Source organism: Stenotrophomonas indicatrix, from assembly GCA_041545745.1.
In the GTDB taxonomy this organism is placed as follows: Bacteria; Pseudomonadota; Gammaproteobacteria; order Xanthomonadales; family Xanthomonadaceae; genus Stenotrophomonas; species Stenotrophomonas indicatrix_A.
Genome location: CP168152.1, coordinates 848,804 through 874,362, shown reverse-complemented (window position 1 = coordinate 874,362; position 25,559 = coordinate 848,804). Strand labels below are relative to the sequence as shown.

Sequence of the window (25,559 nt, the reverse complement as noted above, 5' to 3'; positions counted from 1 at the left end):
TTATGCCTTGCTCGCCGGACGGACGATCACGTCGCCACCCGCCGCGCCCGGAACGGCGCCGCGAACTGCGATCAGACCGCGCTCGACGTCGACCTTGACAACTTCCAGGTTCTGGGTGCTCTGCTGCACCGAACCCATGTGACCGGACATCTTCTTGCCCGGGAACACGCGGCCGGGCGTCTGGCGCTGACCCAGCGAACCCGGCGCGCGATGCGACAGCGAGTTGCCGTGGGTAGCGTCACCCATGCGGAAGTTGTAGCGCTTGATGGTGCCCTGGAAGCCCTTACCCTTGGTGACACCCTGGACGTCGACGATCTGGCCGACTTCAAAGATGTCCGCCTTGACTTCGCCACCAACGGCGAAATCGCCGAGCTGGGCGTCTTCAACGCGGAATTCCCACAGGCCACGGCCCGCTTCCACTTTCGCCTTGGCGAAGTGGCCGGCTTCCGGCTTGTTGACCAGGGCAGCGCGACGCGCGCCGACGGTCACCTGCACGGCGCTGTAGCCGTCAGCTTCGACGGTCTTGATCTGCGCGATGCGGTTGGGGGTTGCTTCGATCAGGGTCACCGGGATGGAACGGCCATCTTCGGTAAACACGCGGCTCATGCCAGCCTTGCGGCCCACGAAGCCCAACGAATATTTCTTCGTCATGGTCGTAGTCCTCAGGTCAGCTTGATCTGAACGTCGACGCCGGCAGCCAGTTCGAGCTTCATCAGCGCGTCCACGGTCTTGTCATTCGGGTCAACGATATCGAGCACGCGCTTGTGCGTGCGGGTCTCGTACTGGTCACGCGCGTCCTTGTCGACGTGCGGGGAGACGAGGATGGTGTAACGCTCGATCTTGGTCGGCAGCGGGATCGGGCCACGCACTTGCGCGCCGGTCCGCTTCGCCGTCTCAACGATCTCGCTGGCCGAACGGTCGATCAGACGATGATCGAACGCTTTCAGCCGGATCCGGATCTTTTGGTCCGCCATGGCGGTAGGTTCCTTCGATAAAAGAGCGACAGACAAAGCCTCTGGGTTGCTTTGCCCCATGAAATCCCTGAATACAGACGGCCCGCATTCCCGCAGGCCGACAAGGTCAATCCGTAGACCCCAAATGCATAGGCAGACCCATGAAACTGGCCTGCCCAGACGGAGAAGCATAATGGCACGCAAGGCAGCTGTCAACAGTCTCCTGTTGACGCCGCCTGAATGGCATTGACCCTTCCTGGTCCGGGGAACACAAGGCACATCCTGTGCCTACTTTCCCGTTTGATACGCCCCGATGCCCTACCCAGGCAACATCGGGGCGCAGAGTCTAGCAGATTACTCGAGGATGGTGGCAACCACGCCAGCACCGACGGTACGACCACCTTCGCGGATCGCGAAGCGCAGGCCGGCGTCCATGGCGACCGGGTTGATCAGGGTGACAACCATCTTGATGTTGTCGCCCGGCATCACCATCTCGACGCCTTCCGGCAGCTCGACCGCACCGGTGATGTCGGTGGTACGGAAGTAGAACTGCGGACGGTAGCCCTTGAAGAACGGGGTGTGACGGCCGCCTTCATCCTTCGACAGAACGTAGACTTCGGCGTCGAACTTGGTGTGCGGCTTGATCGAACCCGGCTTGGCCAGAACCTGGCCACGCTCGACGTCGTCACGCTTGGTGCCGCGCAGCAGCAGACCGGCGTTGTCGCCTGCCTGACCCTGGTCCAGCAGCTTGCGGAACATTTCCACGCCGGTCACGGTGGTCTTCTGCACCGGACGGATGCCGACGATTTCGATTTCTTCGCCGACCTTGATCACGCCGCGCTCGATACGACCGGTCACCACGGTGCCACGGCCCGAGATCGAGAACACGTCTTCGACCGGCATCAGGAATGCCTTGTCGACGTCACGCTCCGGGGTCGGGATCCAGGTGTCCAGCGCCTCGACCAGCTTGATGACGGCCGGTACGCCGATTTCGCTCTGGTCGCCTTCCAGCGCCAGACGGGCCGAACCCGAGATGATCGGGGTGTCGTCGCCCGGGAAGTCGTACTTGCTCAGCAGCTCGCGGACTTCCATTTCGACCAGTTCCAGCAGCTCGGCATCGTCAACCATGTCGGCCTTGTTCAGGAACACGACGATGTACGGCACGCCGACCTGACGCGACAGCAGGATGTGCTCGCGAGTCTGCGGCATCGGGCCGTCAGCGGCCGAGCACACCAGGATCGCGCCGTCCATCTGGGCAGCACCGGTGATCATGTTCTTGACGTAGTCAGCATGGCCCGGGCAATCGACGTGGGCGTAGTGACGAACGGTGGATTCGTATTCGACGTGCGCGGTCGAGATCGTGATGCCACGTGCCTTTTCTTCCGGCGCGGCGTCGATCGCGGAGTAATCCTTGAACTCGCCACCGAAGCGCTCGGCACCAATCTTGGTCAGTGCGGCGGTCAGCGTGGTCTTGCCGTGATCGACGTGACCGATGGTGCCGACGTTGACGTGCGGCTTGGTGCGCTCGAACTTACCCTTTGCCATTTCTTTCTACCTTATTGGTTCGTAAGTGGTTTGGAGGACCTGAGCGTTACGCTCAGGCCTTCTTCATGACTTCGTCGGCGATGTTGTTCGGCGCCGGCTCGTAGTGGTCAAATTCCATCGTGAAGGTGGCGCGGCCCTGGGTCTGCGAACGCAGCGAGGTCGCGTAGCCAAACATTTCGCCCAGCGGAATCATCGCGTTGATGATGCTGGCCGAACCGTCACCGGTGGTATCAGAACCCTGCAGAACGCCGCGACGACGGCTGACGTCGCCCATCACGTCACCCTGGTAATCCTCCGGGGTCACGATCTCGACCTTCATGATCGGCTCCAGCAGGACCGGCTTGGCCTTGCGGAAGCCTTCCTTGAAGGCCATCGAGGAAGCGAGCTTGAACGCCATTTCCGAGGAGTCGACGTCGTGGTACGAGCCGAACACCAGCTTCACCTTGACGTCCACGACCGGGAAGCCCGCCAGCGGACCGCTGGTGATGGTTTCGCGCAGGCCCTTTTCAATCGACGGGATGAATTCCTTCGGAATCACGCCACCGGTGATGTCGTTGATGAACAGGAAGTCGTCCTTGATGCCAGCGGCGATCTTCGGATCTGCACGATCGGCCTCGGTGATCGGCGACAGCTCGATCACGACGTGACCGTACTGACCCTTACCACCGGACTGCTTGGCGTGCTTGTAGTCCGACTTCACGTCCGACAGGGTGATCGTTTCGCGGTACGCCACCTGCGGCTTGCCGACGTTGGCTTCAACGTTGAACTCGCGCTTCATGCGGTCAACGATGATGTCCAGGTGCAGCTCGCCCATGCCCGAGATGATGGTCTGGCCGGATTCTTCGTCGGTCTTGACGCGGAACGACGGATCTTCCTGCGCCAGACGACCCAGTGCCAGACCCATCTTTTCCTGATCGGACTTGGTCTTCGGCTCGACAGCCATCGAGATGACCGGCTCCGGGAACACCATGCGCTCGAGGATGATCGGCTGATCCATGGAGCACAGGGTGTCACCCGTGGTGGTGTCCTTCAGGCCCACGGCGGCGGCGATGTCGCCGGCCAGAACTTCCTTGATTTCTTCGCGGTTGTTGGAGTGCATCTGCAGGATACGGCCGATGCGCTCCTTCTTGCCCTTCACCGAGTTCAGCAGCTGGTCGCCTGCATTCAGCGTGCCCGAGTAGACACGGAAGAAGGTCAGCGCGCCGACGAACGGGTCGGTGATGATCTTGAAGGCCAGGGCCGAGAACGGAGCCTTGTCATCAGACTTGCGGCTCATTTCCTTGGTTTCATCGTCAACGTCGGTACCGGTCACGTCCGGCACGTCGATCGGCGACGGCAGCAGCTGGATCACGCCGTCCAGCATGGCCTGCACGCCCTTGTTCTTGAACGCCGAGCCGCAGTACATCGGCACGATGTCGGTCGCCAGGGTGCGCACGCGCAGGGCTTCGATGATCTCGGCCTCGGTCAGCTCATCGCCACCCAGGTACTTGTCCATCAGCTCTTCGCTGGCTTCGGCAGCCGCTTCGATCATGAAGGTACGGGCTTCGGTCGCTTCAGCCAGCAGGTCGGCCGGCACATCGCTGTACTCGAACTTCATGCCCTGCGAAGCCTCATCCCAATGGATGGCCTTCATCTTCAGCAGATCGACGACGCCCTTGAAGCCTTCCTCAGCGCCGATCGGCAGCTGCATCGGAACGGCCTTGGCGCCCAGCTTCGCCTTCAGCTGGCCGACGACCTTGCTGAAGTTGGCGCCGGTACGGTCCATCTTGTTGACGAACGCGATGCGCGGCACCTTGTAACGGTTGGCCTGGCGCCACACGGTTTCCGACTGCGGCTGCACGCCACCGACGGCACACAGCACGAAGACGGCACCGTCGAGCACGCGCAGCGAGCGCTCCACTTCGATGGTGAAGTCGACGTGCCCGGGGGTGTCGATGATGTTGAAGCGGTGCTCCGGCAGGGACTTGTCCATGCCCTTCCAGAACGCGGTGGTCGCAGCGGACTGGATCGTGATGCCACGCTCCTGCTCCTGCTCCATCCAGTCCATGGTGGCGGCGCCGTCATGCACTTCACCGATCTTGTGGCTCTTGCCGGTGTAGAACAGGATGCGCTCGGACGTGGTGGTCTTGCCGGCATCGATGTGAGCCATGATGCCGAAATTGCGGTAACGCTCGATGGGAGTGGAACGGGCCACGGGGAGCCTCTCAGATTTCTTGGATTTCGGATGGCCGAACGCCGCCTTTCGGCGGCCTTCGGATTGGCGCAGCCCTTCTGGGGCCGCGAGGCAGCACCGAGATGGTACTGCCCTGCCTGTTTTACAAGGCCGTCAAACTCACCAGCGGTAGTGGGCGAATGCCTTGTTGGCTTCGGCCATGCGGTGGGTTTCTTCGCGCTTCTTGATGGCGCCGCCACGGTTTTCCGCAGCGTCGATCAGCTCAGCGGCCAGCTTCTTCGGCATGGTGTTCTCACCACGCTTGCGCGCGGAGTCGATCAGCCAACGCATGGCCAGGGCCATCTTGCGCGAGGCGCGCACTTCGACCGGCACCTGATAGGTGGCACCACCGACACGGCGGGACTTGACTTCGACCGACGGAGCCACGTTTTCCAGAGCCTTCTGAACCAGCTCGACGGAATTCGGGTTCTTCTCACCGATCACGTCCATGGCGCCGTAGACGATCTTTTCAGCGACCGACTTCTTGCCGCTCAGCATCACCATGTTGATGAAACGGGCGATGGTTTCGCTTCCGTGCTTCGGATCCGGCAGGACTGCGCGCTGCGGCGTATTACCTTTACGAGACATGTGTGCTTTCCCTTAGCTCTTCGGACGCTTGGCGCCGTACTTGGAACGGCCCTGGCGACGCTTGGCAACGCCGGAGGCGTCGAGCGAACCACGAACGGTGTGGTAACGCACACCCGGCAGATCCTTGACGCGACCGCCACGGATCAGGACCACGGAGTGCTCCTGCAGGTTGTGGCCTTCACCGCCGATGTAGGAAATCACTTCTTCCTGGTTGGTCAGGCGAACCTTGGCAACCTTGCGAAGCGCCGAGTTCGGCTTCTTCGGAGTAGTGGTATAAACGCGCGTGCAGACGCCACGGCGCTGGGGGCACTTTTCGAGAGCCGGCGAGGCGCTCTTATAAGTGGTTGCCTGCCGCGGCTTGCGGACAAGCTGATTGATCGTCGCCATCAGTATGTTCTTCTGAGAGAGGCCGAAAAAAACCGGCCATGAATGCGGATATGTGCGAGCAGGCGAAAAACCGGCCTGCTGAGACAGACGATTGTAGCAACCTGGCGAAAACGCGGTCAAATGCGCACACGCCAAGCCAGCCCTGATCCTGGGCCGTTACAGGGGAGCCTTCTCCATGCCCCCCGTTCAGGTTGTCGCCCGACCCATCGCTGGGCCGGGCGGCATCCTACCTCATCGAAGGCGAACAGACCAGCGGCCTGTGCCTTCGAGTGCAGTTCCGGCCAAAACCGGTCCTGCGTGATGCTTGTCCGGCACGGAGCCGGAGCATGCAGCAGGGACCGGTCGATGGCCGCCCCCTGCCCGATCGAGGTCCGACCGAAGCCGGACCGGCCGATCAATCCTCGGCCTGCTCGGCGTCGGTCGATTCCACCACCACTTCCGGTGCTGCCACGGCCACGGGGGCCGCAGCTGCCGGGGTACCGGCAAGGGTCTGCATTTCCGAGTCGGTCAGCCCGCTCGCGTTGCGGCGGCGGTTGGCGTGGTACGACAGACCGGTACCGGCCGGGATCAGACGGCCGACGATCACGTTTTCCTTCAGGCCGCGCAGGTTGTCCTTGGTGCCACGGACGGCAGCCTCGGTCAGCACGCGGGTGGTTTCCTGGAAGGAAGCGGCCGAGATGAACGACTCGGTTGCCAGCGAGGCCTTGGTGATGCCCAGCAGGACCGGATCGAAACGAGCGATCAGCTCGTTGCGGGTGGTCAGGCGTGCATTTTCCTCGATGACGCGCTGGCGCTCGACCTGTTCGCCGTTCAGGAACTTGCTGCTGCCCTGATCGGTGATCTCGACCTTGCGCAGCATCTGGCGGGTGATCACCTCGATGTGCTTGTCGTTGATCTTCACGCCCTGCAGGCGGTACACGTCCTGGATTTCCTTGACCAGATAGGCGGCCAGCGGCTCGACACCCAGCAGACGCAGGATGTCCTGCGGGCTCGGCTCGCCGTCGACGATCGTTTCGCCCTTGGTCACGTGCTCACCTTCGAACACGATGACCTGACGGTACTTCGGAATCAGCTCTTCGTGTTCCGAACCATCGGTGTCCTTGATGATCAGGCGCTGCTTGCCCTTGGTGTCCTTGCCGAAGCTGATGATGCCCGAACGCTCGGCCAGCACCGCCGGATCCTTCGGCTTGCGCGCTTCGAACAGATCGGCCACGCGCGGCAGACCACCGGTGATGTCGCGGGTCTTGGACGCTTCCTGCGGGATCTTGGCAACCACGTCACCCACGCCGACGGCAGCGCCGTCCTGCAGGTTGACGATCGAGCGCGGCGGCAGCAGGTACTGCGCCGGCAGATCGGTGCCCGGAATCGACAGGTCGTTGCCCTTGCCATCGACGATGCGGACGATCGGGCGCAGATCCTTCGCCTGGGCGCCGCGGCGCTTCGGGTCGGTGATTTCGCGCGACGCCAGGCCGGTCAGCTCATCGGTCTTCTCGATGACGGTGATGCCGTCGACGAAGTCGATGAAGCGGATGAAACCAGCCACTTCCGAAACGATCGGGTGGTTATGCGGATCCCAGTTGGCCACGGTCTGGCCAGCCTTGACCGCATCACCGTCCTTGGAGGTGATGGTTGCGCCGTACGGCAGCTTGTAACGCTCACGCTCACGGCCGTGCGCATCGAGCACCGACATTTCGCCCGAGCGCGACACGGCGACCAGCGAGCCGTTGGCATGGGCCACCGACTTGAGGTTGCTGAACTTGACCGAGCCGGTGGTCTTGACGGTGATGTTGTCGACCGCAGCAGCTCGCGATGCCGCACCACCGATGTGGAACGTACGCATCGTCAGCTGGGTACCCGGCTCACCGATGGACTGGGCGGCGATGACGCCGACCGCTTCACCGATGTTGACCAGGTGGCCACGGGCCAGATCGCGGCCGTAGCAGCGACCGCAGACGCCGAAGGCCGATTCGCAGGAGATCGTCGAGCGGACCTTGATGGTCTGCACGCTGGCCTCTTCAAGCTTGGCGACCCAGGCTTCGTCGAGCAGGGTGTTGCGGGTGACGATCGGATCTTCGTCGTTGCCCGGCAGGAACACGTCCTCGGCAACCACGCGACCCAGCACGCGATCCTTCAACGGCTCGACCACGTCACCGCCTTCGACGATCGGGGTCATGATCAGGCCTTCGGTGGTACCGCAATCCACCTCGGTGATCACCACGTCCTGCGCCACGTCGACCAGACGACGGGTCAGGTAACCCGAGTTCGCGGTCTTCAGCGCGGTATCGGCCAGACCCTTACGGGCACCGTGGGTGGAGTTGAAGTACTCCTGCACGTTCAGGCCTTCGCGGAAGTTCGCCTTGATGGGCGTCTCGATGATCGAGCCATCGGGACGGGCCATCAGGCCACGCATGCCGGCCAGCTGACGGATCTGCGCCTGGCTGCCTCGTGCACCGGAGTCGGCCATGATGTACAGGGAGTTCATCGACTTCTGGTCGATGGTCTCGCCCTTGGCATTGATGACCTTCTCGGTACCGATGGTGTCCATCATCGCCTTGGCGATGCGCTCATTGGTGCGCGACCAGATGTCGACCACCTTGTTGTAGCGCTCGCCGGCGGTGACCAGGCCCGACTGGTACTGCTCCTGGATTTCCAGCACTTCGGCTTCGGCCTCGGTGAGGATGCCCTTCTTCTCGTCCGGGATCAGCATGTCGTCGATGCCGATCGAGACGCCGGCGCGGGTCGCGTAGGCGAAGCCGGTGTACATCAGCTTATCGGCGAACACGACCGTGTCCTTCAGACCCAGCTGGCGGTAGCTGGAGTTGATCAGGCGGCTGATGTTCTTCTTGGTCAGCTCGGTGTTGGCCAGCGCGAACGGCAGGCCTTCCGGCAGGATTTCAGCCAGCAGGGCACGACCGATGGTGGTATCCACGATCGAGGTCTTGCTCTGCTTGTTGCCTTCCTCGTCGGTCACCACCTCGGTGATGCGGACCTTGACGCGCGCGTGCAGTTCCACCACGCGGTTGTCGTAGGCGCGCTTGACTTCGGCGATGTTGGCGAAGGCCATGCCCTCGCCCTTCTTGTTTTCCAGCGAGCGGGTCATGTAGTACAGACCCAGCACGACGTCCTGCGACGGCACGATGATCGGCTCGCCGTTGGCCGGCGACAGGATGTTGTTGGTGGACATCATCAGCGCACGCGCTTCCAGCTGGGCTTCCAGCGAAAGCGGCACGTGGACGGCCATCTGGTCACCGTCGAAGTCGGCGTTGAACGCGGTGCAGACCAGCGGGTGCAGCTGGATCGCCTTGCCTTCGATCAGGACCGGCTCGAAGGCCTGGATGCCCAGACGGTGCAAGGTCGGCGCACGGTTCAGCATCACCGGATGCTCGCGGATGACCTCTTCCAGGATGTCCCAGACTTCGGCTTCTTCGCGCTCGACCAGCTTCTTGGCGGCCTTGATGGTGGTAGCCAGGCCACGACGCTGCAGCTTGGCGAACACGAACGGCTTGAACAGTTCGAGCGCCATCTTCTTCGGCAGACCGCACTGGTGCAGGCGCAGGTACGGACCGACCACGATGACCGAACGGCCCGAGTAGTCGACGCGCTTGCCGAGCAGGTTCTGACGGAAGCGACCCTGCTTGCCCTTGATCATGTCGGCCAGCGACTTCAGCGGGCGCTTGTTGGTGCCGGTGATGGCACGGCCACGACGACCGTTGTCCAGCAGCGCATCGACCGATTCCTGCAGCATGCGCTTTTCATTGCGCACGATGATGTCCGGCGCGCTCAGTTCGAGCAGGCGGCGCAGGCGGTTGTTGCGGTTGATGACGCGGCGGTACAGGTCGTTCAGATCGGAGGTCGCGAAGCGGCCACCATCCAGCGGAACCAGCGGACGCAGGTCCGGCGGCAGCACCGGCAGGACGGTCATGACCATCCACTCCGGACGGTTGCCCGATTCCAGGAAGGCTTCGATCAGCTTGATGCGCTTGGTCAGTCGCTTCAGCTTGGTTTCCGAACCGGTGCTGGCGATTTCTTCGCGCAGGCGGGTCATTTCCGACTGCAGGTCGATGGTGCGCAGCAGTTCGTACACGGCCTCGGCGCCCATGGCGGCGTCGAAGTCGTCGCCGTGCTCCTGGCGGGCCTGCAGGTACTGTTCTTCGGTCAGCAGCTGGCGGCGCTCCAGGGCGGTCAGGCCCGGCTCGGTCACCACGTAGGCTTCGAAGTACAGCACGCGCTCGATATCGCGCAGGGTCATGTCCAGCATCAGGCCGATGCGCGACGGCAGCGACTTGAGGAACCAGATGTGCGCGACCGGCGAAGCCAGGTCGATGTGGCCCATGCGCTCACGACGCACCTTGGCCAGGGTCACTTCGGTGCCGCACTTCTCGCAGACCACGCCGCGGTGCTTCATGCGCTTGTACTTGCCGCACAGGCACTCGTAGTCCTTGACCGGTCCGAAGATGGCGGCGCAGAACAGGCCGTCACGCTCCGGCTTGAAGGTACGGTAGTTGATGGTTTCCGGCTTCTTCACTTCGCCGAAGGACCACGAACGGATCAGGTCCGGCGAAGCCAGCGCGATCTTGATCGCGTCGAAGTCCAGCGTCTGGCGCTGCTGGTTGAAGAGGTTGAGCAGGTCTTTCATGGTGTTCTCCAGAAGGAGGAATGCTGTGTCGATGGGCTTTCAGTTGACTGCCAGCGGCGCGGCGGCGTTGACCGCCGCGCCGGCATGGATCAGTTGTCTTCCAGTTCCATGTTGATGGCCAGCGAGCGGATTTCCTTCACAAGCACGTTGAAGGATTCCGGCATGCCCGCGACCATCTCGTGCTCACCGTCGACGATGTTCTTGTACATCTGGTTGCGGCCCTGCACGTCATCGGACTTCACCGTCAGCATTTCCTGCAGGGTGTAGGCCGCGCCGTAGGCTTCCAGCGCCCAGACTTCCATTTCACCGAAGCGCTGGCCGCCGAACTGCGCCTTGCCGCCCAGCGGCTGCTGGGTGACGAGCGAGTACGGACCGGTCGAACGGGCGTGCATCTTGTCGTCGACCAGGTGGTTCAGCTTCAGGTAGTGCATGTAGCCAACGGTGGTGTGGCGATCGAAGGCTTCACCGGTGCGGCCGTCATACAGCTGGGTCTGGCCACTGCTCGGCAGGTCGGCCAGTTCCAGCATGCGCTTGATTTCCGCTTCGGTGGCGCCGTCGAACACCGGGGTGGCCATCGGCACGCCGTCGAACAGGTTGCGGGCCAGGCGCAGCAGTTCCTCGTCGCTGAACTGCGACAGGTCGACACGGTTGGCCACGTTGGTGTCATCGTGGTTGTAGATGTCGTCCAGGAACTTGCGCAGGTCGGCGACCGCCGCCTGGGCTTCCAGCATTGCCTGGATCTTGCGACCCAGACCCTTGGCGGCCCAGCCCAGGTGCACTTCCAGGATCTGCCCGATGTTCATACGCGACGGCACGCCCAGCGGGTTCAGCACGATGTCCACGGTTTCGCCCGAGGCCATGTACGGCATGTCCTCGACCGGCACGACGTTGGACACCACACCCTTGTTGCCGTGGCGGCCTGCCATCTTGTCGCCCGGCTGGATGCGGCGCTTCACGGCCAGGAACACCTTGACCATCTTCAGCACGCCCGGGGCGAGGTCGTCGCCCGCGGTGATCTTGCCGCGCTTGTCGGCGAAGCGACGCTCGAATTCCTTCTCGTGCGCCTGGATCTGCTTCTGTGCGCGTTCGATGGCTTCGGCAGCGTCCTCGTCCTTCATGCGCAGCACGAACCAGTCAGCCTTCTTCAGGCCATCCAGGTAGGCGTCGGAGATGACGTCGCCCTTCTTCAGGCCGGCACCACCGTTGACCACCTTGCCCACGATCTGCGAACGCAGACGGGCGTAGATGGCCGCTTCCAGGATGCGGAACTGGTCGTCGAAGTCCTTCTTGACGCGCTTGATTTCAGATTCTTCGATCTGACGGGCGCGCTTGTCCTTCTCGATGCCATCGCGGGTGAAGACCTGCACGTCGATGACGGTGCCGTCCATGCCCGGCGGCACGCGCAGCGAGCTGTCCTTCACGTCCGAAGCCTTCTCGCCGAAGATCGCGCGCAGCAGCTTCTCTTCCGGGGTCAGCTGGCTTTCGCCCTTCGGGGTGACCTTGCCGACCATGATGTCGCCAGCGCGGACTTCGGCACCGATATACACCACGCCGCTCTCGTCCAGACGGTTCAGCGCCTGCTCGGAAACGTTCGGGATGTCGGCGGAGATTTCCTCCGGCCCCAGCTTGGTGTCACGCGCAACGCAGGTCAGCTCTTCGATGTGGATCGTGGTGTAGCGATCCTCTTCCACCACGCGCTCGGAGAGCAGGATGGAGTCTTCGAAGTTGTAGCCGTTCCACGGCATGAAGGCGATCAGCATGTTCTGGCCCAGGGCCAGTTCACCGATGTCGGTGGACGGACCATCGGCCAGCACGTCGCCACGCGCCACCACGTTGCCCACTTCCACCAGCGGACGCTGGTTGATGCAGGTGTTCTGGTTGGAGCGGGTGTACTTGATCAGGTTGTAGATGTCGACGCCGGCATCGGACGCATCGGTGATCTCGGCTTCGTTGACCTTGACCACGATGCGGGCGGCGTCGATCTGCACGATCTCACCACCACGACGGGCGTTCACGGTCACACCCGAGTCACGCGCCACGGCGCGCTCGATGCCGGTACCGACCAGCGGCTTCTGCGCACGCAGGGTCGGCACGGCCTGACGCTGCATGTTGGCGCCCATCAGTGCGCGGTTGGCGTCATCGTGCTCCAGGAACGGAACCAGCGCAGCCGCGATCGACACGGTCTGCATCGGCGAGACGTCCATGAAGTGGACTTCCGCCGGCGGCTTCAGCAGCGATTCGCCCTGGTAACGGCAGGGAACGAACTGCTCGGTCAGCACGCTGTTGGCATCGGTCAGGGCGTTGGCCTGGGCGATGACGTACTCGTTTTCTTCGATGGCCGACAGGAACTCGACTTCGTCGAAGACCTTGCCATCCACGACCTTGCGGTACGGGGTCTCGAGGAAACCGTACTGGTTGGTGCGGGCGTACACGGCCAGCGAGTTGATCAGGCCGATGTTCGGGCCTTCCGGGGTTTCGATGGTGCAGACGCGGCCGTAATGGGTCGGGTGCACGTCGCGCACTTCGAAGCCGGCGCGCTCACGGGTCAGGCCGCCCGGGCCCAGGGCCGAGACGCGACGCTTGTGCGTGACTTCCGACAGCGGGTTGTTCTGGTCCATGAACTGCGACAGCTGCGAGGAGCCGAAGAATTCCTTGATCGCCGCAGCCACCGGCTTGGCGTTGATCAGCTCCTGCGGGGTCAGGCCTTCCGACTCTGCCATCGACAGGCGTTCCTTGACCGCACGCTCGACGCGGACCAGGCCCACGCGGAACACGTTCTCGGCCATTTCACCGACCGAACGCACGCGACGGTTGCCCAGGTGATCGATGTCATCGACCACGCCACGACCGTTGCGGATCTCGGTCAGGACCTTGATCACGTCCAGGATGTCCGAGCTGTCGCCGTGGGCGGCAACCAGTCGCTTGGACTCTTCGTCGTTGCGCTCGCCGTAGTACTTGCGGTCGTACAGCACGGCTTCGCCGGTGGTTTCCTTGCGGCCCACGCGACGGTTGAACTTCATGCGGCCGACGGCCGACAGGTCGTAGCGCTCGAAGGTGAAGAACAGGTTGTGGAACAGGTTCTGCGCAGCATCCTTGGTCGGCGGCTCGCCCGGACGCATCATGCGGTAGATCTCGACCAGGGCTTCCAGCTGGGTCTTGGTCGGGTCGATGCGCAGGGTGTTGGACAGGTACGGGCCGCGATCCAGGTCGTTCACCCACAGGGTGCCCACTGCGTCGACGCCGGCCTTGCGGAAGTTCTGCAGCTGCTCGTCGGTGATTTCGTCGTTGGCCTGGGCCAGCAGTTCACCGGTCGAGGCATCGACCACGTCGTGCGACAGGATGCGGCCGACGATGTAGTCGTCCGGCACGGCCAGGGCGGCGATGCCCGAGGCTTCCAGCTGCTTGATGTGGCGCGCGGTGATGCGCTTGCCGGCTTCCACGATGACCTTGTCGCCGTCGGCGAGGTCGAAGCCCAGGGTTTCGCCGCGCAGGCGCTCCGGCACCAGCTCCAGCTGGACGCCTTCATCCGGGTTGATGTGGAAGGTGTTGATCTCGAAGAACTCGGCCAGCATCTCTTCGTTGCTGTAGCCAAGCGCACGCAGCAGGATCGACACCGGCAGCTTGCGGCGACGGTCGATACGGGTGAACAGCGCGTCCTTCGGGTCGAACTCGAAGTCCAGCCAGGAGCCGCGGTAAGGAATGATGCGGGCGCTGTACAGCAGCTTGCCCGAGCTGTGGGTCTTGCCACGGTCGTGGTCGAAGAACACGCCCGGCGAGCGGTGCAGCTGCGAGACGATGACGCGCTCGGTGCCGTTGACGATGAAGGTGCCGTTGTCGGTCATCAGCGGGATTTCGCCGAGGTAGACCTCCTGCTCCTTCACGTACTTGATGGCCTTGGTCGACGACTCGCGGTCGTAGATCACCAGGCGCACGGTCACGCGCAGCGGCGCACCGTAGCTCATGCCACGCTGACGGCATTCACGCTCGTCGAAGACCGGATCGCCCAGCTTGTAGCCGACGTACTCCAGGGCAGCATTGCCGCTGTAGCTGGCGATCGGGAAGACCGACTTCAGTGCAGCGTGCAGGCCGTGGTCCGTGCGCTTGGCCGGATCGACGTTTTCCTGCAGGAATTCACGGTAGGAATCCACCTGGATGGCGAGCAGGAACGGCACTTCGAGAATCGAACGCTGCTTGCCGAAATCCTTGCGGATACGCTTTTTTTCGGTGAACGAATAGGACGTCATGAGGTCTTCCACCTTGTTGTGCGAGTCGTGCGCCCACGACCCGAAGGGAACTTGAAATTGTCAGTTGGAAGTCGCTGGTATTGCCGGCACCAGCACGCCTTCTCCCGCTACTTCCAACTGCCAACTCGTCTGCATCCACTCCCCCGCCGCCGCGCTTTGCGCTGGCCGACCAGGGTTTGACCGCAGCCCGTGTTGGGCTTTTTCACCGTATTTCCGTAGAACCGCGCCACGATTGGCTGGCCCTACAACAACGACCAAAGGCCGGGGGCTTACGCCCCCAGCCTTGGCTGCATCGCCGGATTTCGATGGCGACGCAATGGAAGTGCTTACTTGACTTCGACAGTCGCGCCAGCAGCTTCCAGATCCTTCTTCATCTTCTCGGCTTCGTCCTTCGAAGCGTTGTCCTTCAGGACGCCGCCGGCTTCGGCCAGGTCCTTCGCTTCCTTCAGGCCCAGGCCGGTGATGGCGCGGACGGCCTTGATGACTTCGACCTTCTTGTCGCCAGCGGTCTTCAGGGTGACGACGAATTCGGTCTGCTCTTCAACAACGGCAGCCGGGCCAGCCACAGCAGCGGCGACCGGAGCAGCGGCGGAGACGCCGAACTTCTCTTCGATGGCCTTGACCAGCTCCATCACTTCCATCAGGGACTTCTCGGCGATGGCGTCGACGATCTGTTCGTTGGTAAGGGACATGATAATTACCTTTGGATGTTTTTCTGGATTGAGGTTCCGTCAGGAACCACGATTAGTCGAAACTCAGGCGGTCTCGGCGGCCGGTTCAGCAGCGTCGGCGGCGACGTCGCCACCATTCTGCTTGTCGCCGATTGCCTTGATGGCGCGGGCGAACATCGTGACCGGCTCGGTCAGGACGCGTGCCAGCATTGCCAGGGCCTGGTCGCGGGTCGGCAGCGAGGCCAACACGTCGACATGGCTTGCCGGGAACACTTCGCCGCCGATGGCGACGACCTTGGCCTGCAGCTTGTCGTTGCCCTTGGCGGCATCCTTGATCAGGCGACCGGCAGCGCCGGGCTCCTCAAGCGAGAACGCGTACAGCAGCGGACCAACGAGCTTGTCCTGTGCACATGCGAACTCGGTGCCTTCAACAGCACGCGACGCCAGGGTGTTCTTGACAACTTTCAAGAAAACGCCGGTTTCACGAGCCTGCTTGCGCATCGCGGTCATCTGAGCGACCGTGGTGCCAGCGTATTCGGCTGCGATCAAGGAGTGGGCCTTGGCGGCGATGTCTGCCAGCTCCGCGACTACTTCTTGCTTCTGGGACAGATTGAGAGCCATTGCACTCCTCCGATTGAACTCCGCTTACGGCTCCTGCCGTGTGCGGTCCTGTGCGGCATCCGTCCTGGACGCCGGGAACATCGGAATGATGTTCCGGGGGGTGGGCCGTTCTAGACCTGGAGTGGGCCAACCTGGGTAACCCCAGACGTGCGTGAACCAGAAAAACTCCAGAAGGGCACCATCTACGCAGGGTGATTCCGGGGAATCGATTAAGCGTTCGTGGCTGCTCCGGCGGCGACTCCCTGCCAAATCGAGCTTCCGTGCCCGTCGCCGGCATACCACGACCGCACCTGCGGTCTTTGACGGCTACCACCGGCGATGGGTTGCCGGCGGATGCCTTCAAATGTCACGGTCGCGGGACCCGAGGGACCCACGATCGCTTGAAACGATTACTTCAGGCTCAGCGACGACTGGTCGACGGTGACGCCCGGGCCCATCGTCGAGCTGACCGACACCTTCTGCAGGTACAGGCCCTTCGAGGTGGCCGGCTTGGCCTTGATCAGGTCCAGCAGCAGCGCGGTCAGGTTCGACTTCAGCGCGTCTTCGGCGAAGTCGGCCTTGCCGATGGTGCAGTGGATGATGCCGGCCTTGTCGGTGCGGTAACGCACCTGACCCGACTTGGCATTCTTCACAGCCTCACCCGGGTTCGGGGAGACGGTGCCGACCTTCGGGTTCGGCATCAGGCCGCGCGGGCCCAGCACGGTACCCAGCTTACCGACGACGCGCATTGCGTCCGGGGTCGCGATCACGACGTCGTAGTTCAGATCGCCGGCCTGCATCTTCTCGGCCAGATCGTCCATACCGACGGCTTCGGCACCAGCGGCCAGGGCTTCATCAGCCTTGGCACCGGCCGGAGCGAAGACAGCGACGCGGACCGACTTGCCGGTACCAGCCGGCAGCACGGTGGAGCCACGGACCTGCTGGTCGGACTTCTTCGCGTCGACGCCCAGGCGCACAGCAACGTCGATCGACTCGACGAACTTGGCCTTGGTGGCGGTCTTCAGGATGTTGATTGCGTCCTCGAAGGCATACGCCTTACCCGGGACAACGGCGGCCTTGATGGCCTTTTCGCGCTTGTTCTGTGCCATCTGATTAACCCTCCACCACGAGGCCCATGGAACGGGCAGAGCCAGCGATGGTACGCACGGCGGCGTCCAGGTCGGCGGCAGTCAGATCCGGTTCCTTCGCCTTGGCGATCTCTTCCAGCTGCTTACGGGTGACCTTGCCGACCTTCTCGGTGTTCGGGCGCTTGGAGCCCGACGAGATGCCAGCGGCCTTCTTCAGCAGGGTGGTGGCCGGAGTGCTCTTGGTGATGAAGGTGAACGTACGGTCCGAATAGGCCGTGATGATCACCGGAACCGGCAGACCCGGCTCGAGCTTCTGCGTGGCGGCATTGAAGGCCTTGCAGAATTCCATGATGTTCAGGCCGCGCTGACCCAGCGCAGGACCGACCGGCGGCGAGGGGTTGGCCTGACCGGCCTTCACCTGCAGCTTGATATAACCGACAACTTTCTTTGCCATGTGAGTACTCTCCGGGTGCTAGCGCCTTGCGACAACAGGCTCCCCATCGGACCGGGAATCACGCGTCCCGGCATCGCGTTTTGAAATCATGCCGAAGGCCACCTTTCGGTGGCCTCCTCCCGCCAGCTTCCCAGCGGGAGCCGCGCAGCATATCAGGTTTTTTCTTCACATGCCTGAAGCGACATGTGAATACAGATCAGACGGCCTTTTCGACCTGACCGAACTCGAGCTCGACCGGAGTGGCGCGACCGAAGATCAGCACCGAGACGCGCAGACGGCTCTTCTCGTAGTTGACTTCTTCGACGACACCATTGAAGTCGTTGAACGGGCCTTCGGTGACACGGACCATCTGACCCGGCTCGAACAGCACCTTCGGACGCGGCTTCTCGACGCCTTCCTGGACGCGGTTCAGGATCGCCTCGGCCTCGGAATCTGCGATCGGCAGCGGACGATCGGCGGTTCCGCCGATGAAGCCCATGACGCGCGGGGTTTCCTTGACCAGGTGCCAGCTTTCGTTGTCGATGCGCGGAATACCCGCTTCTTCGTGGGTCTCGATCTGGACCAGCACGTAACCCGGGAAGAACTTGCGCTCGGAACGGCGCTTCTGGCCGGCGCGCATTTCGATCACTTCCTCGGTCGGAACCAGGACGTCGCCGAAGCGCTCTTCCATGCCGTCACGGACGATGCGATCACGCAGAGCCTGCGCCACCGACTTCTCGAAGCCCGAATAGGCGTGAACGACGTACCAACGCTTCATGCATTTCTCCTTAGCGGCTCAGGAACCACTGAGTCAGTTTCTGGATGAAGAAGTCGAACCCACCCAGCAGCAGGCTGAGAATCAGGACGACGACAATCACCACCCAGGTCATGCGAATGGCTTCCTGGCGGGTCGGCCAAACCACTTTACGCAGTTCGAAACGCGACTCGGAGAGGAATTCGCGGGTGTCGCGCCCCTTGCCGGTCAGCATGAACACGCCGATACCGCCAACCAGGCCGACCACGACCGCCAACGCACGCAGCTGACCCGTCCACGTGCCCAGCTGGGCAGCGCGACCGGAGTCGGCGGAGAACCAGAACCAGACGAACAGACCTGCCAGCACCAGCAACGATGCGAGGACGTACTTGACGATATCCCCGCCTTGCGCGGAGGTGTCCTTGGAATGTTCGATCTTGCTATTCATCAGGCTGTGTCTGCTTTAGCGGCAGGGCCGCTGGGTAAGGTGGGCAGATGGCACGCCAGGAGGGACTCGAACCCCCAACCTGCGGTTTTGGAGACCGCTGCTCTGCCAATTGAGCTACTGGCGTACGTAGAAAACTTGCCTTCCCTTAGACGGCGAAGGCGGACCGAGGTTCCCGGCCCGCCACTCGCCAGACCGGCAGCGCTATGCGACCGCCGGCATGCAGGCTTACTCGAGGATGGTGGCAACCACGCCAGCACCGACGGTACGACCACCTTCGCGGATCGCGAAGCGCAGGCCGGCGTCCATGGCGACCGGGTTGATCAGGGTGACAACCATCTTGATGTTGTCGCCCGGCATCACCATCTCGACACCTTCCGGCAGCTCGACCGCACCGGTGATGTCGGTGGTACGGAAGTAGAACTGCGGACGGTAGCCCTTGAAGAACGGGGTGTGACGGCCGCCTTCGTCCTTCGACAGGACGTAGACTTCGGCGTCGAACTTGGTGTGCGGCTTGATCGAACCCGGCTTGGCCAGAACCTGGCCACGCTCGACGTCGTCACGCTTGGTGCCGCGCAGCAGCAGACCGGCGTTGTCGCCTGCCTGACCCTGGTCCAGCAGCTTGCGGAACATTTCCACGCCGGTCACGGTGGTCTTCTGCACCGGACGGATGCCGACGATTTCGATTTCTTCGCCGACCTTGATCACACCGCGCTCGATACGACCGGTCACCACGGTGCCACGGCCCGAGATCGAGAACACGTCTTCGACCGGCATCAGGAATGCCTTGTCGACGTCACGCTCCGGGGTCGGGATCCAGGTGTCCAGCGCCTCGACCAGCTTGATGACGGCCGGCACGCCGATTTCGCTCTGGTCGCCTTCCAGCGCCAGACGGGCCGAACCCGAGATGATCGGGGTGTCGTCGCCCGGGAAGTCGTACTTGCTCAGCAGCTCGCGGACTTCCATTTCGACCAGTTCCAGCAGCTCGGCATCGTCAACCATGTCGGCCTTGTTCAGGAACACGACGATGTACGGCACGCCGACCTGACGCGACAGCAGGATGTGCTCGCGGGTCTGCGGCATCGGGCCGTCAGCGGCCGAGCACACCAGGATCGCGCCGTCCATCTGGGCAGCACCGGTGATCATGTTCTTGACGTAGTCAGCATGGCCCGGGCAATCGACGTGGGCGTAGTGACGAACGGTGGATTCGTATTCGACGTGCGCGGTCGAGATCGTGATGCCACGCGCCTTTTCTTCCGGCGCGGCGTCGATCGCGGAGTAATCCTTGAACTCGCCACCAAAGCGCTCGGCACCGATCTTGGTCAGTGCGGCGGTCAGCGTGGTCTTGCCGTGGTCGACGTGACCGATGGTGCCGACGTTGACGTGCGGCTTGGTGCGCTCGAACTTACCCTTGGCCATGGCTGCTTATCTCGAATTCGTCTGGTGTGGTGCTGAAGATGGTGCTCACAAAAGGAATCGAACCTTCGACCTCTTCCTTACCAAGGAAGTGCTCTACCGACTGAGCTATGTGAGCGAGTTTTGCATTATGGCATGAACTCGATAATATTCAAAGTTCACTCAATGGAGCGGGAGACGGGGATCGAACCCGCACCATCAGCTTGGAAGGCTGAGGTTCTACCATTGAACTACTCCCGCACCGGGAATGTGCCACAACGTGAAGCTGGTGGAGGGAGGTGGATTCGAACCACCGAAGGCGTAAGCCAGCAGATTTACAGTCTGCCCCCGTTGGCCGCTTGGGTATCCCTCCTTTTACCACCCCATTCCGTGCCGCCGAAGCGTTGCGGTGTGTGGTGGTGAGCCCGCAATTCTGGAGATGAAGCGGGGGTCTGTCAACGCTTTTTTTCACTTTTTTTCACGCGCGTCGCAAACCCCTTGATACGCAAGGGTCTGCTCAGGGCAGTGCAATTGTCTCGTCGGCGAAGATGGCCACATGGGCCACGCCATCGGCCCCGATCCAGCCCCGATACATGCCCTGGGTGTTGAAAGGCGCTGCTGCTTTTCCCTCTGCGGAGAGCACGATCGCCCCGCCGTCGCCACCCATCTGCGGAATCGCTTCGTTGATCACGCCCTTGCCTGCCTGTTCCGGCGATTGACCGAGGTAACGCATGCGCGCGCAGATCTCATGGGCTGCCGCGGTGCGGATGTAGTACTCGCCCCAACCGGTACCCGATACCGCACAACGCGCATCGGCCCAGGTGCCGGCACCGATGATCGGGGAATCGCCGACACGGCCATAGCGCTTGTTGGTCATGCCGCCGGTGGAGGTGCCTGCCGCAAGGCGCCCCTGCGCATCCAGAGCGACCGCACCGACCGTGCCGAAGTGCTTTGCGGTTTCCAGGTCGGCATGCGCCTGCCCGCTCGATTCTTCCTTCAATGCACGCTGCAGCTGCTGCCAGCGCTTGTCGGTACGGAAGTAGGAGGGGGCGACCAGGGTCACGCCCTGTTCGGTCGCGAAGGCTTCGGCCCCCTGCCCCACCATCATCACGTGTCTGGACTTCTGCATCACCGTCTGCGCGAGCAGGATCGGATTGCGCACGCGCTGCACGCCGGCCACCGCTCCGGCCGCCTGGGTGGCACCGTCCATCACCGCCGCATCCAGTTCATTGCGGCCCTCGTGGGTGAACACCGCGCCCTTGCCCGCGTTGAAGGTCGGATCATCCTCGAGCACCGTGATCGCAGCAGTGACCGCCGCCAATGCCGGACGCCCGGCTGCAAGTTCGGCATGGCCCTTCAACAAGGCCGCCTTCAGCGCAGCGCGCGCGGCCTGTTCTTCCGCCGCAGAGAGATCCTTGCGCTCCACGCCGGCACCGCCGTGGATGACCAGCAGCGGTGATGCGGTGGGCGCGGCCTGGGCCAGCAGTGGCAGGGACAACAGCGCGGACAGCGCCAGGCGCAGTTTCATCGGGTACGTCTCCAGGGTAGTTCAGGGAATGGGTTGTGCTGGTAGTGCCGGCCGCTGGCCGGCAACGCCTTGCCAATGATGCATCCAGGGGGTTGCCGGCCAGCGGCCGGCACTATCGGCGGATGACGTCGATCTCGCCGTCGCTGATGTCAGCCAAGGCCTCGTAGGCCGCCTCGGCCTGCAGGTCGTCCAGGCGCATGCGACTGCCGCTGGCAACCACGGTGACCGGCACCGCATGGAAGCGCAGGGGCTCACCTTCCACCAGCCGATCGGCATCGCGTCCGGGGCTGACCACCCAGACCTTGCCTTGGCCGTCGGCGCTGTAGACCTGGGCCTGGCCGTCTGGCTCCACGCACAGGGCCGTGTCTTCATCGACGCCGATGCCGACCATGTCCGGGTCACCACTGTCATGCGCGGCGCGGGCCACGAACACGATCAGGCGGCCGAGACGGTCGCGCTTGTCGAAGTGGCTGTCGGTGACCACCCGCTGCAGGTAGGGCAACTGCAGGAAGCCGCGGTCCAGGGTCACGGCCTCGCCCATCGGGTCGGCCATGGCGCTGGCCGAATCGATGCTGCCGCCATCCAGCGCGCCATAGGCGTAGCCACCGAGGATGGCCAGCCCGGCGCTGGTACCGGCAATCGGCTTGCCGGCGCGTACGTGGGCATTCAGCGCGCGATTGAGCGCAGTGCCCTTCCAGAAGCGGATGTAGCGGGACTGATCGCCGCCGGCGATGAAGATCGCATCGGCCGCAGCCACGACCCGCAGCACGGCTGGGTCGTCGGCACCGCGGCGGTTGTCGAACACCAGAGTCTGCACGGCGGTGGTGCCGCCGATGTCGCGGTAAAGACGGTCCTGCAGCTCATCGGTGCCGGAGGCGCGCAGGATCAGCACGCGACCATTGCCAGCCTGGCGCAGCCACCACTGGAAGGCTTCAGGCACCCATTCGCCCCCACCCATCAGCATCATCGCGGGAGCTCGCGGGCCGGGCCGCGGCGCATCCAGATCACCCACTTCGTAATAGGCGAAGCCGGGGTCCATCAGTTCCTGTGCCGCCGCCGGCGAAGTCCAGAGCGCCGACAGCAGCAAGGCGATGAGCGGGCCACGCAGCCCGTAGCGAAGGCGTCGCATCTTGATCTCCCTGAACAAAAACGACCTGCAACCGTTTTCACTCTTTGCCAGACATATCCCCGGTAGTCAAGGACATGAAAAAGGCGTTAAATGCGCGCGCCCATTGCTGAAATGTGAATGGGGGACAGGGCCCCTCCTCTGCGGGCCGGCATTACTTCCGGGAATTTCTCATGCGTAGACAGGCGATGGCGTGGTCGATCCAGCTGGCGTTGATGGCCGTTGCTGCTTCGACGGCCGCACAGACTCCCGCTTCCTCTTCGGTACAACAGCTGGACGCGGTGCAGGTAACCGGCTCACGCATCCCGCGCGCCCAAGTGGAAGGACCGGCACCGATCACCGTCATCAACGCAGAGCAGATCCGCTCCAGCGGCTTCACCACCGTGCCGGACGTGCTGCGCGCGATGACCCAGAACGGCGGTGAGACGCAGAGCCAGCAGTCCTCCGGGGGGGCCGATTTCTCGCCGGGCGCGCAGCAGGTCGACCTGCGTGGGTTGGGGCCGAACCACACCCTGGTGCTGGTCAACGGCCGTCGCATCGCCGACTTCCCGATGCCGTTCAAGGGCCGCAGCAACTTCACCGATGTGTCCAACATTCCGCTGGGCATGATCGACCGCATAGAAGTGCTGACCGGCAGCGCGTCGGCGATCTACGGCTCGGATGCGATCGCCGGCGTGGTCAATTTCATCCTGAAGAAGCAGGCCGATGGCACCACCATCGACATGCGCATGGGCAGCACCACTGAAGGCGGTGGTGAATCATTCGACATGAGCCTGACCAGCGGCTTGAGCAGTGGCAACTTCAACGCGGTGTACAGCGTCGAACTGCAGTCGCAGACGCCGCTGTGGGCCTACGACCGCGACATCCAGGACTCGACCCAGGACGGCCCGACCGAAGGCGCGCGCATCGCCCGTCGTTCCTACCTGCGCACCGATTACAACGATGACTACCTGGACCCGGGCGCAGCGACCTGTGATGCACTGTCGGCGCAGAACCAGGGCAGCACCTACCGCGCGTTCCGCCCGCGCTACGGCTACTATTGTGGCAGCGACAGCGCGATCGGCTACGGCACGATCCTCAGCAAGCGCCGCGGCGCCAACGGCTATGCCTCGCTCAGCTACGACTTCGACAACGGCCAGCAGTGGTTCGCCGACGTGCAGCTGGGCTACCACACGATGTCGCTGATGCGCGATGTCACCACGTGGGGCCGCATGGCCGCCGACGGCGACGAGTCGGGTTACTTCAACAATGAAGCGACCGGAGAGATCGAGTTCTGGCAGCGCCAGTTCTCGCCCGAGGAAATGGGCGGGCTGGACAATGCGATGGTGCGCAGCACGCAGAAGACCTTCAGCGTGACCACCGGCTTCAAGGGCAACCTGACCGGCAACTGGGACTACGAAGCAGCGCTGAGCCATTCGCAGTACCAGTCGCGGATCAGCTGGGCGCAGATCATCGCGTCCAAGGCCAACGATCTGTTCCTGGGCCCGCAGCTGGGCGAGGACGATGACGGCTTCCCGATCTACAACGCCGATCCGTCGCGCCTGTACCGGCCGCTGACCCGTGCCGAGTACGATTCGATCGCCGCACGCACCACCTATACGCCGAAGTCGCGCACCGAGACGGCGGCGCTGACGCTGACCAATGGTTCGCTGTTCACCCTGCCCGGTGGCGATGCCGGCTTTGCCGCGACGGTGGAAGTGGGCCAACAGGCCTATGCGCTCAATCCCGATCCGCTGGCGACGGGCTATTACTACTACAGCTGGAAGGATTCGGACGGCAAGGGCTCGCGCAACCGCTGGGCGACCGCCGCCGAGCTGCGCATGCCGCTGCATGAAACGGTCAACCTGAGCGTGGCCGGCCGTTACGACCAGTACCGCTATTCGGGCCACACCATCGGCAAGGCAACCTGGAGCGGCGGCCTGGAATGGCGCCCGATCGACACGCTGCTGGTGCGCGGTTCGTATGGCACCGCGTTCCGTGCGCCGGACCTGCACTATGTGTTCGCCGGCCCGGGCAACGACGAGACCAGCGCGGAAGATCTGTACAACTGCCGCGCCGATGCCGCCGATGATTGCGCCGATTACGAGCGCAACGTGATCCGCAGCCGCAGTGGCAACCGCGAGCTGGACCCGGAAACCAGCACCTCCTGGAGCGCTGGCTTCGTGTGGTCGCCGACCGCCGGCCTGGACCTGTCGGCCGACTGGTTCAACATCGACATGCGCGACCAGGTGCAGGACATGGACGTGCGTACGATCCTGGCCAGCGAAGCAAACTGCCGGATGGGCAGCGCCGACATCGGCTCGCCGACCTGCGTGGACGCCCTGGCCCGCATCACTCGTACCGCCGACGGCCGTCTGTACGGCGTGCATGTGAACCCGATCAATGTGGCGCGCGAGTCCACCTCCGGCGTCGACGTCGGTCTGCGCTACCGCCTGCAGACCGGCATCGGCGACTTCATCTTCAATGGCACCCACACCTGGGTGAAGAAGCATGACTTCCAGCGCTATGCCGGTGATGTGACCGAGGACCAGTTCGCGATCAACAGCGGCTTCGATATTCCGCGCACCAAGACCAGTGTCAGCGCGACGTGGGAGAAGGATGCGTGGTCGGCCACCGTGTACGGCTCGCGCCTGGGCAGGCTGCCGACCTCGGACAGCTACGACCAGATGTTCGACGAGGAAAGCGGCGACAGCCCGTGGATCAAGGCGACCTACCGCTACAACGTCTCGCTGCAGTACCGCTTCGACGATCACTCGCGGTTGTCGCTGTCGGTGGTCAATGTGTTCAACAAGATGCCGCCGAAGGACAAGACCTATACGGCGTACCCTTACTACGACGTATCCTGGTTCGACAGCGTCGGCCGCACCGTCAACCTGCAGTACACGCACAAGTTCGGCGGCAGCGCGCTGTAAGGGCGCCCCTGCTGGCGGCACGTCACAGCCCCCGCTTCGGCG

At 63.2% G+C, this 25,559-nt stretch carries 18 protein-coding genes and 4 tRNA genes; 1 reads left to right on the top strand and 21 read right to left on the bottom strand.

The window, feature by feature from the left end:
• The 21 genes from rplC to ACEF39_RS03795 form a co-directional block, all read right to left on the bottom strand.
• On the bottom strand, window positions 1-651 hold the full coding sequence (gene rplC / locus ACEF39_RS03895) for a 50S ribosomal protein L3 (RefSeq protein ID WP_049470484.1): 651 nt from the start codon (window positions 649-651) through the stop codon (window positions 1-3).
• A gap of 11 nt (window positions 652-662) precedes the next feature.
• The gene (gene rpsJ, locus ACEF39_RS03890; protein WP_010341589.1) at window positions 663-974 is read right to left on the bottom strand and encodes a 30S ribosomal protein S10; all 312 of its coding nucleotides are present in this window, start codon (window positions 972-974) and stop codon (window positions 663-665) included.
• Window positions 975-1,307: 333 nt separating this feature from the next.
• The gene (gene tuf / locus ACEF39_RS03885) at window positions 1,308-2,498 is read right to left on the bottom strand and encodes an elongation factor Tu (RefSeq protein WP_100463176.1); all 1,191 of its coding nucleotides are present in this window, start codon (window positions 2,496-2,498) and stop codon (window positions 1,308-1,310) included.
• A gap of 52 nt (window positions 2,499-2,550) precedes the next feature.
• Window positions 2,551-4,692 carry an elongation factor G gene (gene fusA / locus ACEF39_RS03880; protein WP_089238999.1) on the bottom strand — a complete coding sequence of 714 codons (2,142 nt, stop codon included), beginning with the start codon at window positions 4,690-4,692 and terminating at the stop codon, window positions 2,551-2,553.
• Window positions 4,693-4,830: 138 nt separating this feature from the next.
• A complete protein-coding gene (gene rpsG / locus ACEF39_RS03875; protein WP_089238997.1) occupies window positions 4,831-5,298 on the bottom strand; it encodes a 30S ribosomal protein S7 in 468 nt (155 codons plus the stop codon).
• Window positions 5,299-5,310: 12 nt separating this feature from the next.
• Window positions 5,311-5,685 (bottom strand): 30S ribosomal protein S12, encoded by a 375-nt coding sequence (rpsL, locus tag ACEF39_RS03870; RefSeq protein ID WP_025879344.1) that lies wholly within the window; start codon window positions 5,683-5,685, stop codon window positions 5,311-5,313.
• A gap of 394 nt (window positions 5,686-6,079) precedes the next feature.
• Window positions 6,080-10,321, bottom strand: a complete 4,242-nt coding sequence (gene rpoC, locus ACEF39_RS03865; protein WP_100463189.1) for a DNA-directed RNA polymerase subunit beta' — start codon at window positions 10,319-10,321, stop codon at window positions 6,080-6,082.
• A gap of 89 nt (window positions 10,322-10,410) precedes the next feature.
• A complete protein-coding gene (gene rpoB, locus ACEF39_RS03860; protein WP_100463185.1) occupies window positions 10,411-14,565 on the bottom strand; it encodes a DNA-directed RNA polymerase subunit beta in 4,155 nt (1,384 codons plus the stop codon).
• 326 nt (window positions 14,566-14,891) lie between these two features.
• On the bottom strand, window positions 14,892-15,257 hold the full coding sequence (rplL, locus tag ACEF39_RS03855; protein WP_025879347.1) for a 50S ribosomal protein L7/L12: 366 nt from the start codon (window positions 15,255-15,257) through the stop codon (window positions 14,892-14,894).
• A gap of 63 nt (window positions 15,258-15,320) precedes the next feature.
• A complete protein-coding gene (gene rplJ / locus ACEF39_RS03850) occupies window positions 15,321-15,857 on the bottom strand; it encodes a 50S ribosomal protein L10 (RefSeq protein ID WP_089238991.1) in 537 nt (178 codons plus the stop codon).
• A gap of 389 nt (window positions 15,858-16,246) precedes the next feature.
• The gene (gene rplA / locus ACEF39_RS03845) at window positions 16,247-16,945 is read right to left on the bottom strand and encodes a 50S ribosomal protein L1 (RefSeq protein WP_089238989.1); all 699 of its coding nucleotides are present in this window, start codon (window positions 16,943-16,945) and stop codon (window positions 16,247-16,249) included.
• Window positions 16,946-16,949: 4 nt separating this feature from the next.
• Window positions 16,950-17,378, bottom strand: coding sequence for a 50S ribosomal protein L11 (rplK, locus tag ACEF39_RS03840; RefSeq protein WP_004145248.1), 429 nt, complete (start codon window positions 17,376-17,378; stop codon window positions 16,950-16,952).
• A gap of 196 nt (window positions 17,379-17,574) precedes the next feature.
• Window positions 17,575-18,135: a transcription termination/antitermination protein NusG gene (gene nusG, locus ACEF39_RS03835; RefSeq protein WP_025879350.1), complete on the bottom strand. Its 561-nt coding sequence runs from the start codon at window positions 18,133-18,135 to the stop codon at window positions 17,575-17,577.
• Window positions 18,136-18,145: 10 nt separating this feature from the next.
• Window positions 18,146-18,559: a preprotein translocase subunit SecE gene (gene secE / locus ACEF39_RS03830; protein WP_500287038.1), complete on the bottom strand. Its 414-nt coding sequence runs from the start codon at window positions 18,557-18,559 to the stop codon at window positions 18,146-18,148.
• A gap of 48 nt (window positions 18,560-18,607) precedes the next feature.
• A tRNA-Trp gene (locus ACEF39_RS03825) sits at window positions 18,608-18,683 on the bottom strand.
• Between the two features lie 101 nt (window positions 18,684-18,784).
• Window positions 18,785-19,975, bottom strand: a complete 1,191-nt coding sequence (gene tuf / locus ACEF39_RS03820) for an elongation factor Tu (RefSeq protein WP_100463176.1) — start codon at window positions 19,973-19,975, stop codon at window positions 18,785-18,787.
• A gap of 39 nt (window positions 19,976-20,014) precedes the next feature.
• Window positions 20,015-20,090: transfer RNA gene (locus ACEF39_RS03815), tRNA-Thr, on the bottom strand.
• Window positions 20,091-20,138: 48 nt separating this feature from the next.
• A tRNA-Gly gene (locus tag ACEF39_RS03810) sits at window positions 20,139-20,212 on the bottom strand.
• Between the two features lie 26 nt (window positions 20,213-20,238).
• Window positions 20,239-20,324, bottom strand: a tRNA-Tyr gene (locus ACEF39_RS03805).
• Between the two features lie 144 nt (window positions 20,325-20,468).
• Entirely contained in the window at window positions 20,469-21,479 is a 1,011-nt protein-coding gene (locus ACEF39_RS03800) for an isoaspartyl peptidase/L-asparaginase family protein (RefSeq protein ID WP_500287037.1), read from the bottom strand.
• A 112-nt stretch (window positions 21,480-21,591) separates the two neighbouring features.
• Window positions 21,592-22,608, bottom strand: coding sequence for a cyanophycinase (locus ACEF39_RS03795; protein WP_500287036.1), 1,017 nt, complete (start codon window positions 22,606-22,608; stop codon window positions 21,592-21,594).
• 170 nt (window positions 22,609-22,778) lie between these two features.
• On the opposite strand from ACEF39_RS03795, the gene ACEF39_RS03790 reads away from it, so the two are divergent.
• Window positions 22,779-25,517: a TonB-dependent receptor plug domain-containing protein gene (locus ACEF39_RS03790; protein ID WP_500287035.1), complete on the top strand. Its 2,739-nt coding sequence runs from the start codon at window positions 22,779-22,781 to the stop codon at window positions 25,515-25,517.
• Window positions 25,518-25,559 lie beyond the last annotated feature (42 nt).